This is a genomic window from Micromonospora sp. L32, from assembly GCF_052068055.1.
Lineage (GTDB): Bacteria > Actinomycetota > Actinomycetes > Mycobacteriales > Micromonosporaceae > Micromonospora > Micromonospora purpureochromogenes.
The window spans coordinates 128,132-139,081 of sequence record NZ_JBQHDD010000002.1 but is presented as its reverse complement, the minus strand read 5'-3'; the positions used below and the strand labels follow the sequence as shown (position 1 = coordinate 139,081).

Here is a 10,950-nt window from a genome sequence, read left to right as displayed (position 1 = left end):
CTCCGGCGGGACTCAGGTCCCGCCGGAGGCGCGTCGCGTTCACGGGGTCATCGTGGCGAAGACGACGATGTTGTCGGGGTAGCTGCCGGTGGCCTGGTCGAACTCGCCGCCGCAGGTCACCACCCGCAGGGCGGGCTTGTCGTTCGGGCCGTACACCAGCTCGGTGGGGAAGGACACCTTCGGGTACGACCGGACCTCGTCGACGGCGAAGGTGGCCTTGACGCCGTCGGCCCGGGTGACGGTGATGGTGTCACCCGGCTGGAGGGCGCCGAGTTCGAAGAAGACGGCGGGGCCGAGCTTCGCCGAGTCGACGTGCCCGACGATCACCGCGTTGCCGACCTCGCCGGGGCTGGGCCCCGGGGAGTACCAGCCGGCGCGCTGGGCCTGGTCCAGCGGGGGGACCTGGACGGTGCCGTCCGGGTTGGTGCCCAACGTCATGATCTCGGCGTCGACCCCGATCCGCGGGATCGAGATGGTGCCGGGGGCGGCTCGGGACAACGCGGCGGGGGGCACCTCCACCGCCTCGACCGGGCCTTCGCCGGCTACGACGTCCGGCTCGGCGGCGGGGGTCTGCGGGGCGGACTGGGCCCGCGGCTGCGGGGGGCGGGGCGGGGGTTCGGTCCGCAGCGACGCGCCGATCATGCCGGCGCCCACCATGGCCAGCAGGACGACGACGGCCGCGCCGGCGGCGCGCCACGGTCTCCCGTGACGGCCGCCGGCCCGTGTCGCCGTCTGGTCAGACGAGGCCATCGGCCCGACGCCGACGCATCAGCACGATGCCACCCAGGGCGGCCGCGCCGATCATGCCCGCCCCGCCCATGGCCATGCCGCGGTCGGTGCTGGTGCTGGTCATGCCACCGTCACCACCGTCGACGCCACCGCGCGGGAGAACCACCAGTTCGCCCTCGCCGCAGGAGCCCTTGAGCTCGTACTTGCCCGGACGGGCGTCCTTGGAGACCTTGGCCTCGCCGTAGTAGACGAAGTCCTTCTTGTGCTCCCAGCGGTCCTCGTCATCGCCGTAGCCCGAGTGGTCGTCCCGGCCGTTCTCGTCGTGGCCGTTCTTCCAGTCGCCCTTGTCGCCGTGCTCGTCGGACTTCTCGTCGTGGCCGTTGCGGTCCCGGCCCTCTTCCTGGCCGTACTCGTCGTGGCCCTTCTTGTCGTCGTCCTTCTTGCCGTGGTCGTCCTTCTTGCCGTGGTCGTCCTTCTTGCCGTGCTCGTCCTTCTTGCCGTGCTCGTCCTTCTTGCCGTGCTCGTCCTTCTTACCGTGCTCGTCCTTCTTGCCGTGCTCGTCGCCGCGACCCTCCTCGTGGTTCTTGGCGTCGCGGTCCGGCCCGTTGTCGGCAGCGAAGCCGCCGCCCGCGCCGTTGGCCGGGGGCTGGCCGCCCTCGTTCGACCACTGGCCCTTGCCGTCCTCGCCCTTGCCGTGGTCGTCCTTCTTGCCGTCGTCCTTCTTGCCGTCGTCCTTCTTGCCGTGCTCGTCGCCGCGGCCCTCTTCGCCCTTGCCGTGGTCGTCCTTCTTGCCGTCGTCCTTCTTGCCGTCGTCCTTCTTGCCGTGGTCGTCCTTCTTGCCGTGCTCGTCGCGGCGCTCGTCGTCCTTGCCGTGCTCCCAGTCGCCCTTGTCCTTGTCCTTGTCCTTCCAGTCCCCGTGCTCGCCGCCCCGGTCGTCATGCCGGTCCTTGTCCACCGGCTTCAGCTCCACCTTGCCGGTGACCTTGGACCAGACGAAGGCGTGCTTCTGCCGCTCCGGGCAGATCTCGAGGAGCTTGACCTCGTCGCCGGCCTTCACGACGTGCGGCTTGGCGATGACCTTGCCGTCGCGGTCCTCGCTGTCGTGGTTGTTGTCCGCGAACGCGATCCCCGGCGTGAACACCAGGAGGGACGCGCCGCCGAGGGCGGCACCCGCTACGACCTTCCCGAGCATCTTCTTTGCCATGACCTGCGTCACTCCATCCCTGTTGTCCTGAGCCCGACGACAGTCGAGCTATGACCGACGTTAGACCGTTTCACGACTTATGCGGGGAAAGATTCGCGTTTAAGAGTTTCTAGGCAGTCAGGGCGATAGAGGTGCTAGATGGCTTCTGTCCGCCCGGTGGCCCCGCTGTCGACCTGCCGGGCGCTCTGGGTGTCTCCGCGACGGGAAGGGCCTACGTCCGGGTCGCCGATGCTCCCCGGGTGTGGGGGTTTGCAGCAGGTATCGAGGCATTGCCATGGAAGCGCTCCCATGCAAGAATCGCTGCACGCGGTTCGGGGAGCCACACCGCGCAGGCAGACGTCGAGGGCAACCGGTCCGACCGGACGGCGTCGCCGCTGGACCGGTCCGCGTGACCGGTCGACGTCACCACCACCACGCCCGTCCGGGTCGGGCACCCCCGAGATATCCCGTTGGCGCCGAGGACCGTCCCCGCAGGGACGTCCACCCGGGCCATTCCGCCGGGCCGTACGCGGATCCGGTCTCGCCCAAGGAGTTCAGTGGCATGAATCTGTGGAGAAACCTGTCCGGCCGGCGCCGGGCGGTCGCGCTAGCCGGTGCGAGCGCCCTGGTCGCGGGCGGGATGGTGGCCATTCCGGTCACCGCGGCGCAGGCCGCGACCCAGTGCAGCGTCGACTACACCACCAACGACTGGCCGGGCGGGTTCACCGCCACCGTAGTCATCAAGAACCTCGGTGACCCGGTCAGTTCCTGGAACCTCGGCTTCACCTTCCCGAACAGCAGCCAGAAGGTGCAGCAGGGCTGGTCGGCGAAGTGGTCGCAGACGGGCCAGAACGTCACGGCCACGAATGAGTCCTACAACGGCTCGCTCGCCTCCGGCGCCAGCGCCAGCATCGGGTTCAACGGCGCCTGGAGCGGCAGCAACCCCAAGCCGACCTCGTTCACCCTGAACGGGACGGTCTGCAACGGCGGCAACCCGACGCCGACGCCGACGAACCCGACCCCCACGCCCACCGACCCAACCCCCACGCCCACCGACCCGACCCCGTCACCGACCACGCCGGGGCAGAAGGTGGACAACCCGTACGTCGGGGCCAAGGGGTACGTGAATCCGGAGTGGAAGGCGAAGGCGGACGCCGAGCCCGGTGGCAGCCGGGTGTCGAACAACCCGACCGCCGTCTGGCTGGACCGGATCGCCGCCATCAACGGCACCACCGGCAGCAGCTCCAACGGCGCGATGGGAGTGCGTGACCACCTGGACAAGGCCCTGGCCCAGGGCGCCAGCTACATCCAGTTCGTCATCTACAACCTGCCCGGCCGGGACTGCGCGGCGCTCGCCTCCAACGGTGAGCTGGGTCCGGAGGAACTGCCCCGGTACAAGGCCGAGTACATCGACCCGATCGCGGCCATCCAGGGCGACCCGAAGTACGCCAGCCTGCGCATCGTCAACATCATCGAGATCGACTCGCTGCCGAACCTGGTCACCAACACCTCCGGCCAGCCCGGCGGCACCGCGATGTGCGACACGGTCAAGGCCAACGGCGCGTACGTCAACGGTGTCGGGTACGCCCTGGCGAAGCTGGGCGCCATCGGCAACGTCTACAACTACATCGACGCCGCCCACCACGGCTGGATCGGCTGGGACAGCAACCTCGGCCCGACCGCGACCCAGCTCCACCAGGCCGCCACCGCCTCCGGCAGCACGGTGAAGAACGTGCACGGCTTCATCGTCAACACCGCGAACTACTCGGCGCTTCGTGAGCCGTACATCAAGATCACCGACACGGTGAACGGGCAGACCGTCCGCCAGTCCAAGTGGATCGACTGGAACCAGTACGTCGACGAGCTGTCGTTCGCCCAGGCGTTCCGCAGCAAGCTGGTCTCCGTCGGCTTCGACGCCAACATCGGCATGCTGATCGACACCTCCCGCAACGGCTGGGGCGGCACCGCCCGGCCCACCGGCCCGGGCGCGACGACCAACGTGGACACCTACGTCAACGGTGGCCGCATCGACCGCCGCATCCACGCCGGCAACTGGTGCAACCAGGCCGGGGCGGGCCTCGGCGAGCGGCCCAAGGCCGCGCCGGAGCCGGGCATCGACGCGTACGTCTGGGTCAAGCCCCCGGGCGAGTCGGACGGCTCCAGCAGCCTGATCCCGAACAACGAGGGCAAGGGCTTCGACCGGATGTGCGACCCGACCTACACCGGCAACGCCCGCAACGGCAACAGCCTCAGCGGCGCCCTGCCGAACGCGCCGATCTCCGGCGCCTGGTTCTCCGCGCAGTTCCAGGAGCTCATGAGGAACGCCTACCCGGCGCTCTGAGCACCGGGCGGACGGCCCACCCGCCGCGGCGGGAGTGAGGCACTGCCGCGGCGGGTTCCCCACGGGCCCCTGGCCCGACCGGTCCATCCGGTCGGGCCAGGGGCCCCCGCCGTGCCCGCCGGTCGGGCGCGCGGGCCCGGTGCGGCGTGCCGATCAGGGGACGGTCCGCTCGATCGCGGCCCGGCCGTGCTCGGCCAGGTCGCGGCGGGCCCGCTCGAGGTTCTCCGGCGTCATGTCCTGCCCGCGGGCCATCACCAGGTCCTCCGGCTCCCAGGGCTGCTCGGCCCCGGTGCGGATGTTGTCCCCGCCGGCCCCCGTGCCGGTCCCGGTGGCGCCGGTGCCGGCCGCGTACGGGTCGCCGAGCAGGTCCTCGGTCGGCACGCCGCCGCCCGCCCCGCCACCGGGCTCGGTGAAGGACGGGTTGTCCCGGTCGGCGCCGCCCCCGGTGGCCAACTGCGGCACGGTGGTCTCGTCGTCGACCGCGGCGGCCACCTCCGGGCTCTCCTCCAGCGGTCGGCGGTTCGGGTCACGATCTGTCATGGTGCTGACCTCCTGTCCCGGGCGCGTCCCTGATCTCGCGTACCCCGCTGGGACCGGCCCATGCCGGCGGAGGTCACGCCTTCCGGTACGCACGCGAACGCCCCGGCCGCTGGTACGGCCGGGGCGCCCGGTTTGTGGTCAGCGTCCGAGGACCCGATCCAGGAAGTCGCGGTACTGGCGCACGGCCACCCGCAGCTGCTCGGTGTCCGCCGAGCCGGCCGTCTGCCAGCCGCCGAGCTTCTCCTTCTGCGTGGCGAGCGCGTCCGAGAGGGCCTGGATCGCCTCCTCGACCAGCGACTGGGCCTCGCCGACCGCTGCGCGGGGGTCGTCCACGAAGCGGAGCTGCACCTCCCGCCAGCGGTCCCGGAAGGCCTGCGCCGCGTCCGCCTCGAAGAGCGTCGCCGCGTGCGTCGGGACGTTCGCTCCGGACGGCCGGGCCGCCTCGGCCACCCCGGCCGCTCCGGCGGCGCCGACGCCGGCCGCGGCCGCCGCCGCGCCACCCTCCGGCGCCTCGGCGTCCGGGTCGACCATGGTCGGCTCGGCGCTGCCGTACCCGGCCGCGCCCTCCGCCGACGCGTCGCCGTCCGGGCGTACCCCACCCGGGGTGTGCTCGGCCTCCCACCGCTGCCGGTCGTGGATCCGGTCCGCGGCGGTCGGGTCGGCCCGCTTGTCGTCGAAGGGTTCGGTCCGCCCGGGCGCGCCGTCACCCGGCGCCACGGTGTCCTCGCCCCGGGCGTCCCGCTCGTCCTCGGGACGGCCGCTGGCCAGCGCCGACGCGGCGACCGCGTCGCCCACGGAGGCCGCGCCGAAGGTGGTCGGCAGCGGGGCCGGCTCGTGGAACTCCGGCCGTCCGTCGCCGTCGGCGTCGTCGCGGTCGAGGTCACGCACGTCGTACGGGCGGGTGTCGTCGGGGTCGTCGGCGCGCCGGTCGGCGGCCACCCGCGGGTCGTCGAAGGTGCCCCGGTCGTCCAGCACGTCGTCGGGGATGTCGGCCCGGCCGTCCCGGTCGTCCCGGGGCGTCCGGGTTGCGGCGTCCGGAGGGGGGACCGGCACCGGGGCGGAGCGGACCGCCTCCGGGTGGTCGCTGCTGCCCTGCTGCTCTTCCTGGCGCATCGTCGGCTCCTCAGTGGCTGGTGACGTCGTGCGGGCTGTCCGGGCGGCGCTGCTCCGGCGGCCGGTGCCCGACCGGCTCCTCGCCGAGCAGGTCGGCGAAGAGGGCGCGGTAGTGCACGACGGCCTGGCGGAGTTCCTCGGTGCTGGCCTCACCGCGCTCGTTGCGCACCCGGATCTCGTGCCCGTCCCGGTAGTGGGTGAGGGTGCGGGCGTGGTCGACGGAGAGATGGGCGATCTGGTCCGAGAAGTCCCCGGTGGGGTAGCCCCGCTCGGCGATCAGCCGGCTGACCAGCTCGTCGGCGTCGCCGACGGTCTCACCGGGGGAGTCGACGAAGCGGACCTGGAGCTCCTCCCAGGCGGCGGCGTACCGGGCCCGGGACTCGGGGTCCAGCGGGGTGAGTTCGAGCTCCGCGTGCCGGCGTTCCCGGTCGCGCAGCTCCCGTTCGGCGGCGCCGTGGCTGTCCTGCTCCGCGACGACCCGGTCGTACTCGGGGCCGAAGCGGCGCCTGAGCGCGCGCCGCCGGCCGGCGACGACGGCCGCGGCGACCAGCACCACGACCACCAGCACGACGAGAACCACAACGATTACCTGCGTGGGCGACATGGCTCCTCCTTCGCCACCTGGTATTCCCTCCGCGCGCTGGCCGCCAATCCCGATCCCGCGCACTTTCCTGGCCGATTCCCCCACCCGAGCATGGCCAGGCCCACCGGGTGAGCCGTCCCAAAAACTTGACCTGTTCCAGAAAAAGCGCCTGGGCGGGGTGATGCCGGTCCACTCCGACGCCGGACGGACCGGGCTGCGCCACGATCGGGCCTGATCCAGCGGCAGACGACGACTCCCAGGCCGGCCGGCGCCCTACCGCGGGATGGCCGACCGGGAGCGGGACGATCTGATCCTCAACCTGGTCGACAACCTGGCTCAGCGGGTCGCCGAGGGCCTCGGCATCTCAATCAACGACTGACCGTTCCGCTCGGCACGCGACGCTCCGCCGATCCACCGGCGGGAGGTCCGTCGTCCGGGAAGCGAGTGTCCTCCGGGGACGGTCCACACCGGATTGGTAGTGACGGGCGAGACGGACGGTAGTGCTACGGCGCGGGATTACGTATCCTGCCCAAGGCGCCCGAGCCGGTGCCCGGCGCGGCCGGGACGCTGCCCGGCCGGTGCCGGCGCCACCGCTGCCACCCCTTCGGGCGAGGACTCATGGACACCCGCGACTGGCCGATCCGCGCCAAGCTGACCGCCCTGGTCGTCACCCCGGTGGCCGCCCTGCTCGCGCTCTGGATCTTCGCCACCACGCTGACCTTCGGCCCGGCGCTGGATCTGCTCTCCGCGCGGACCCTCCTGTACGACCTGGGCCGCCCCGGCGAGGTGGTGGTCACCGAGCTGCAACGCGAACGCCGGCTCTCGGTGGTGCAGCTCGCCGGCCCGGCGGCCCTGCCGGCCCTGGCCGACCAGCGCCGCCGCACCGACGCGGCGATCGCCGAGCTCCGGGACCGGGTCGGCGGGGACAAGCTGCGCGACGCGGCCGGCGAACTGCTCGACGCCCGGCTCGACAAGCTGGTCGCCGCGCTCGACGCCCTGCCGGCCGGGCGGGGCTTCATCGACCGCCGGCAGGTGGACCGGGCCGGCGCCGTCGGGCTCTACAGCGGCATGATCTCCTTCGCCTTCCAGACCTTCTCGGCGATGGCCGCCCTACCCGACCCGGAGCTCAACCGGGAGGCGCTGGCGCTCACCGCGCTCGGCCGCTCCCGCGACCTGCTCGGTCAGGCCGACGCGCTGGTGGCCGGCGCGCTCGCCGGCGGGCGGTTCTCCGACGGCGAGCACCTGCTCCTGACCCAGACCATCGGCAACGAGCGGTTCCTGGTCGACACGGCCGTGGCCGACCTGCCGCCCGAGGCCCGCAGCGCCTACCAGCGGCTGACCGAGGACCCGGCCTTCGTCCGGCTGCGCACCCTCCAGGAGGGGCTGCTGCGGGCGGACCCGGCCGCCCCTCCGCCGGTCGACGCCCGCAGCTGGCAGACCAGCCACGATGCCGTCCAGCAGGCGCTGCGCGACTTCGAACTGAGCCAGGCCGACGGGCTGGCCGAGCGGTCCGTGCCGGTGGCCGTCGGCATCCTGGTCCGGCTCGCCGTCGCCGGGCTGCTCGGCCTGGCCGCGATCGTGGTGTCGCTGTTGGTCGCGGTCCGGGTCGGGCGGACGCTGGCCCGCCGGCTGATCGGCGTGCGCAGCGCCGCGCTGGAGATGGCCGAGCAGCGGCTGCCCGACGTGGTGGCCCGCCTGCGCCGGGGCGAGCAGGTGGACGTGGCCCGGGAGGCGCCGCCGCTGGAGTACGGTGCCGACGAGATCGGCGACGTCGGGCGCGCCTTCAACGAGGTCCGGCGGACCGCCGTCCGGGCGGCCGTCGACGAGGTCACCCTGCGCCGCGGCCTCAACGAGGTGTTCCTGAACCTCGCCCGGCGCAGCCAGGGCCTGGTGCACCGCCAGCTGGCGGTGCTCGACCGGATGGAACGGCGTACCGAGGACCCGGACGAGCTGGCCGAGCTGTTCCGGGTCGACCACCTGGCCACCCGGCTGCGCCGGCACGCCGAGGACCTGGTCATCCTGGCCGGTGCGGCCCCAGGGCGGGGCTGGCGGCAGCCGGTGGCCGTGCTGGACGTGGTGCGCGGCGCGGTCTCCGAGGTCGAGGCGTACGACCGGGTGGACATCGGGGCGGTGCAGCCGGCCGGGGTGGTCGGCCGGGCCGTCGCCGACGTCATCCACCTGCTCGCCGAGCTGATCGAGAACGCCACCGCCTACTCCCCGCCGGAGACCCGGGTCGAGGTCTCCGGCCAGCAGGTGCCCCGGGGCTACGTCGTGGAGATCACCGACCACGGCCTGGGCATGACCCCGCAGGCGGTGGAGAACGCCAACCGCCGGCTCGCCCGGCCGCCCGAGTTCGACCCGGCGGACAGCGCCCGGCTCGGCCTGTTCGTGGTGTCCCGGCTCGCCGCCCGGCACGGCGTCCGGGTCACCCTGCGCTCCGAGGCTCCCGGCGGGGTGACCGCCGTGGTCCTCGTCCCGTCCGACCTGGTCACCGAGGAGCCGCCGGCCGCGCCGGTCAACACGGGGCGGCCGGCCTCGGTGGTCACCCGGCTGGCCACCCTGCCCCGGACCCGCGCCGGCCGCGCCGGGCGGGACCGGGCCGAGCAGACCGTGCTGCCGTTCGCCCCGGCCCGCATCTCCTCGGTGGAGGCCGCCCCCGACGGCGACGGCCTGCCCCGCCGGGTCCGCCGGCGCGGGCCGGTCGCCCGCCCCCGCCCGCAGGTCGCCGAGGCCCCGGCCGCCCGCTCCCCAGAGGAGGTACGCCGGCAGATGTCCGCGCTCCAGGCCGGCACCGCCCGGGGTCGGCGCGACGGCGCGATCCGCTCCGTGCCGCCGGGGCGACCCGACGACGCCGTGCCCGCCCCGACCGGCGGCCGTACCGAGGGGCGGGGCGGGGATCCCGCGCCGTCCCCGCCGCCGGGTGCGACGGCGGCGACCCCCGATTCCCCGACCGCGACTGAGAGGGACGCCTAGTGGTGGACACGACGAGGCAGAACGTCGACCTCGGCTGGTTGCTCGACGAACTGGTCGACCGGGTACCGGCCGCCCGGGAGGCCGTGGTGCTCTCCGCCGACGGGCTGCTGCTCGGCGCCTCCGCCGAGCTGGACCGCGCCGACGCCGAGCACCTCTGCGCCCTGGCCTCCGGCTTCTCCAGCCTGGCCAAGGGCGCCAGCCGGCACCTCGCCGGCGGCGGGGTGCGGCAGACCGTGGTGGAGATGGAGTCCGCGTACCTGTTCGTGACGGCCGCCGGGCGGGGCGCCTGCCTGGCGGTGGTCTGCGCGGCCGACGCGGACATCGGCCTGGTGGCGTACGAGATGGCGATGTTGGTCATCCGGGTCGGCGAGAACCTGACCGCGCCCGCCCGAGCGACGGTGGGGGCCGTCGATGCGGGCTGAGCCGCCGGGCGCCCAGCACGAGTGGCTGGACGCGGCGGCCGGCCCGGTGGTTCGTCCGTACACCCTCACCGGCGGCCGGGTGCGCCCGGCCGTCGACGGGTTCGACCTGGTCGCGTTCGTGCTGGCCGGCGCGGGCGCGGACCCGTCCGCCCAGCCGGGCCTCCAGCCGGAGCACCGGCGCCTGGTCGAGCTGGCCCGGCGTCCCGTCGCGGTGGCGGACCTCGCCGCCGACCTGGACCTCGCGGTGGGCGTGGTCCGGGTCCTCCTCGGTGACCTGCTCGCCCGGGGCCTGGTCTCGGTGCACGAGCCCCCGGCCGCCGGTCTTCCCGACAACGACATCCTCAAGGCGGTGGTCAGTGGACTACGTGCGCTCTGACCGGGACTCCTCCGGGCCCCGGTTGCCGCTGGCTCTCAAGATCCTGATCGCCGGGGGGTTCGGCGCGGGCAAGACGACGTTGGTCAGCGCGCTGAGCGAGGTCCGCCCGTTGCAGACCGAGGAGGTGCTGACCGGGGCCGGCATCGGCACCGACGACCTCTCCGGGGTGGAGGCGAAGTCGACCACCACCGTGGCGATGGACTTCGGCCGGATCACGATCAACGAGGACCTCCAGGTCTACCTCTTCGGCACGCCCGGGCAGGACCGCTTCTGGTTCCTCTGGGACGAGCTGGCCTTCGGCGCGCTCGGCGCGGTGGTGCTGGCCGACACCCGGCGCCTGGCCGACTGCTTCCCGTCGATCGACTACTTCGAGCAGCGGGGCATCCCGTTCGTGGTCGGAGTGAACTGCTTCGACGGGTCCCGCCGGTTCGGCATCGAGGCGGTACGCCAGGCGCTGGACATCGACCCGGACGTGCCGGTGGTGCTCTGCGACGCCCGGGACCGGCAGTCCGCCAAGCTGGTGCTGATCTCGCTGGTCGAGCACGTCGCCCGGCAGCGGGGTGAACCGGTCCCGGTCTCCTGACCCGCGGGCGGCGGGGCCGGGCGGTGGAGCCGGAGCCGCCGCCGGCGGCGTTCGGAGGAATTTCCGGAAAACAGGGCTGACGCCCGGGTCGACGGGGAAGCCTCTGG

At 73.5% G+C, this 10,950-nt stretch carries 10 protein-coding genes; 5 read left to right on the top strand and 5 right to left on the bottom strand.

What is annotated here, in order from left to right; all coding sequences use genetic code 11:
* Positions 1-39: 39 nt before the first annotated feature.
* Together ACTMTB_RS05265 and ACTMTB_RS05260 are read right to left on the bottom strand one after the other, a co-directional pair.
* Positions 40-750, bottom strand: a complete 711-nt coding sequence (locus ACTMTB_RS05265; protein ID WP_441142865.1) for a class F sortase — start codon at positions 748-750, stop codon at positions 40-42.
* A complete protein-coding gene (locus ACTMTB_RS05260; RefSeq protein WP_441142863.1) occupies positions 737-1,933 on the bottom strand; it encodes a hypothetical protein in 1,197 nt (398 codons plus the stop codon). Before ACTMTB_RS05260 ends, ACTMTB_RS05265 begins: the two co-directional genes overlap by 14 nt.
* 541 nt (positions 1,934-2,474) lie before the next feature.
* Here ACTMTB_RS05260 and ACTMTB_RS05255 point away from each other — a divergent pair.
* On the top strand, positions 2,475-4,253 hold the full coding sequence (locus ACTMTB_RS05255; RefSeq protein WP_441142861.1) for a glycoside hydrolase family 6 protein: 1,779 nt from the start codon (positions 2,475-2,477) through the stop codon (positions 4,251-4,253).
* 153 nt (positions 4,254-4,406) lie between these two features.
* Here the strand turns inward: ACTMTB_RS05255 and ACTMTB_RS05250 are convergent, their stop codons facing one another.
* The 3 genes from ACTMTB_RS05250 to ACTMTB_RS05240 all read right to left on the bottom strand — a co-directional run bounded on the left by ACTMTB_RS05250 (position 4,407) and on the right by ACTMTB_RS05240 (position 6,510).
* Positions 4,407-4,793, bottom strand: a complete 387-nt coding sequence (locus ACTMTB_RS05250) for a hypothetical protein (protein WP_350799018.1) — start codon at positions 4,791-4,793, stop codon at positions 4,407-4,409.
* 138 nt (positions 4,794-4,931) lie between these two features.
* Complete coding sequence (locus tag ACTMTB_RS05245; protein WP_441142859.1) at positions 4,932-5,906, bottom strand: hypothetical protein; 975 nt, start codon at positions 5,904-5,906, stop codon at positions 4,932-4,934.
* A gap of 10 nt (positions 5,907-5,916) precedes the next feature.
* Complete coding sequence (locus tag ACTMTB_RS05240; RefSeq protein WP_441142857.1) at positions 5,917-6,510, bottom strand: hypothetical protein; 594 nt, start codon at positions 6,508-6,510, stop codon at positions 5,917-5,919.
* A gap of 597 nt (positions 6,511-7,107) precedes the next feature.
* Here ACTMTB_RS05240 and ACTMTB_RS05235 point away from each other — a divergent pair.
* From ACTMTB_RS05235 to ACTMTB_RS05220, 4 genes are read left to right on the top strand one after another with little or no spacing between them, the layout of a single operon-like run.
* A complete protein-coding gene (locus ACTMTB_RS05235) occupies positions 7,108-9,462 on the top strand; it encodes a sensor histidine kinase (RefSeq protein ID WP_441142855.1) in 2,355 nt (784 codons plus the stop codon).
* Positions 9,462-9,884, top strand: coding sequence for a roadblock/LC7 domain-containing protein (locus ACTMTB_RS05230; RefSeq protein WP_441142853.1), 423 nt, complete (start codon positions 9,462-9,464; stop codon positions 9,882-9,884). Before ACTMTB_RS05235 ends, ACTMTB_RS05230 begins: the two co-directional genes overlap by 1 nt.
* Positions 9,874-10,260, top strand: a complete 387-nt coding sequence (locus ACTMTB_RS05225) for a DUF742 domain-containing protein (RefSeq protein WP_441142851.1) — start codon at positions 9,874-9,876, stop codon at positions 10,258-10,260. Before ACTMTB_RS05230 ends, ACTMTB_RS05225 begins: the two co-directional genes overlap by 11 nt.
* Positions 10,241-10,843 (top strand): GTP-binding protein, encoded by a 603-nt coding sequence (locus ACTMTB_RS05220; RefSeq protein ID WP_210778768.1) that lies wholly within the window; start codon positions 10,241-10,243, stop codon positions 10,841-10,843. Before ACTMTB_RS05225 ends, ACTMTB_RS05220 begins: the two co-directional genes overlap by 20 nt.
* Positions 10,844-10,950 lie beyond the last annotated feature (107 nt).

Bases quoted from the DNA above. Each gene is read 5' to 3' on its own strand.
- ACTMTB_RS05265 (WP_441142865.1), bottom strand. From the start codon at position 750: ATGGCCTCGTCTGACCAGACGGCGACACGGGCCGGCGGCCGTCACGGG.
- ACTMTB_RS05260 (WP_441142863.1), bottom strand. From the start codon at position 1,933: ATGGCAAAGAAGATGCTCGGGAAGGTCGTAGCGGGTGCCGCCCTCGGC.
- ACTMTB_RS05255 (WP_441142861.1), top strand. From the start codon at position 2,475: ATGAATCTGTGGAGAAACCTGTCCGGCCGGCGCCGGGCGGTCGCGCTA.
- ACTMTB_RS05250 (WP_350799018.1), bottom strand. From the start codon at position 4,793: ATGACAGATCGTGACCCGAACCGCCGACCGCTGGAGGAGAGCCCGGAG.
- ACTMTB_RS05245 (WP_441142859.1), bottom strand. From the start codon at position 5,906: ATGCGCCAGGAAGAGCAGCAGGGCAGCAGCGACCACCCGGAGGCGGTC.
- ACTMTB_RS05240 (WP_441142857.1), bottom strand. From the start codon at position 6,510: ATGTCGCCCACGCAGGTAATCGTTGTGGTTCTCGTCGTGCTGGTGGTC.
- ACTMTB_RS05235 (WP_441142855.1), top strand. From the start codon at position 7,108: ATGGACACCCGCGACTGGCCGATCCGCGCCAAGCTGACCGCCCTGGTC.
- ACTMTB_RS05225 (WP_441142851.1), top strand. From the start codon at position 9,874: ATGCGGGCTGAGCCGCCGGGCGCCCAGCACGAGTGGCTGGACGCGGCG.